1 protein-coding gene and 2 tRNA genes are annotated in these 1,682 nt (G+C 66.3%); all 3 read right to left on the bottom strand.

All coding sequences use genetic code 11. The features are described from left to right. Nucleotides 1-2 precede the first annotated feature (2 nt). Nucleotides 3-75, bottom strand: a tRNA-Asn gene (locus AB4Y86_RS18390). A 147-nt stretch (nucleotides 76-222) separates the two neighbouring features. After that, nucleotides 223-295, bottom strand: a tRNA-Asn gene (locus AB4Y86_RS18385). 65 nt (nucleotides 296-360) lie between these two features. After that, nucleotides 361-1,682, bottom strand: a 1,322-nt coding sequence (locus tag AB4Y86_RS18380) for a toprim domain-containing protein (protein ID WP_441403583.1), incomplete at its 5' end; no start/stop codon positions are given.

The raw sequence follows: 1,682 nt of genomic DNA, 5'->3' as shown, positions 1-1,682 counted from the left end.
CGCTCCTCCTGCTGGACTTGAACCAGCAACCCTTCGATTAACAGTCGAATGCTCTGCCAATTGAGCTAAGGAGGAATGAAGCAGGTATGACATTAGCAAAGGTTTCAGCGCTAAGGAAATCGGCGGCGCAGTCGGGGGCCGGGCCGCCTCCCCGCCGGACTCCATACCCCCAGCGGGTATAAAAAAGTCCCCGTCCCGGTGACCCGGAACGGGGACTGCGCGCTCCTCCTGCTGGACTTGAACCAGCAACCCTTCGATTAACAGTCGAATGCTCTGCCAATTGAGCTAAGGAGGAATGAGGCGGGTTCAAGCCTAGCAAAATCCCTGACGGGAGTGAAATCGTGGAACGAAATCGTGGGTCTAGGCGTCGGAACGCAACGCCCGACGCTCCATTTCGAGCATCATCAGTTCCCGCTGGACCTGCTGGATCCGTTCCTTCTCGGAACTGGGATCGAGCCGCTGCAGCTGGCCCATCTTGTCCGCCTTCACCCGGGTGATCTGAAGTTCAAAGAGCGCCTTGAGGATCCCCTTGCCGTACTTCTGGACCCCCTCGGCTGTACTGGCAGGCAATGGCACCACCGACAGCTCGGAGACCAACGGCCGGAGTGGTTCGGGGATCTCCTCCATGACCTGACCCACCCAGCGAGCGGGTTCCCCCAGCAGGCCAGGACCCGAGGCGCGCATGGCGTCGTGGACGGCCTGAAAAGCAGGCGTGAGGAACCGGGCCCCGGAGAAGCGCTCCCAAATGCCCCCGGCCAGGAGGGCCGGCTCCTGCAGCGCCACTTCGAGCGCCTGCCGCTCCATTGAGGCCACCGGATCGCGGGGGTCCGGACGCTGGTAGGAAGGGACAGCACCCGACGCCGGTCCGGCGGCCACCCCGGGTCCCCCGGGCAGGGCAGCGTCGCCACCGGCCGGCCGCCCGCCGGGCCGCGATGTCCCGGAAACCGTCGGCCCACCCGTGCTGCCTCGCTTCATGGCGACGCCGACGGCGCGGCTGACCTCCTCGACCGGCATTCCCAGCCAGCCCGCCAGTTCCCGGGCGTAGCCGGGCCGGATGCCGGCGTCGCGGATCTGCGCGACCACGGGAGCCGACTCGCGCAGGGCCGCGATCCGGCCCTCCACGGTGTCCAAATTGTGCCGCCTCAGCGTGGCGCGGATCGCAAACTCGAACAGCGGACGGCGGGTGCCAATCAGGTCGCGGACGGCGGAGTCGCCCTTGGCCTGGCGCAGCTCGCAGGGATCGGCGCCGCCCGGTTCGACTGCGACATAGGTCTGGGCCACGAAGCGCTGGTCTTCTTCGAAGGCACGCAGGGCCGCTTTCTGGCCTGCGGCGTCGCCGTCGAACGTGAAGATCACTTCTCCCCCGCTGCCGTCGTCGGAGAGAAGCCGGCGGGCGACCTTGATGTGCTCGGTGCCGAACGCCGTGCCGCAGGTCGCGACCGCCGTCGTAACCCCGGCCAGGTGGCACGCCATCACATCGGTGTAGCCCTCCACCACCACCAGCTGGCGCTCTTTGGCGATGTTCCGCTTGGCGAGGTCGATCCCGTACAGGACCTGAGACTTCTTGTAGAGAGCGGTTTCGGGGGTGTTGAGGTATTTCGGGCCCTGGTCGTCCTCGTAGAGCTTCCGCGCACCGAAGCCGATGGTGTCGCCGGCGATGTCACGGATGGGCCAGATCAGCC

It is taken from the genome of Arthrobacter sp. 2YAF22_2 (assembly GCF_052114645.1).
In the GTDB taxonomy this organism is placed as follows: Bacteria; Actinomycetota; Actinomycetes; order Actinomycetales; family Micrococcaceae; genus Arthrobacter.
The sequence above is the reverse complement of the archived record's forward strand: the minus strand, read 5'-3'. Positions and strand labels throughout refer to the sequence as shown.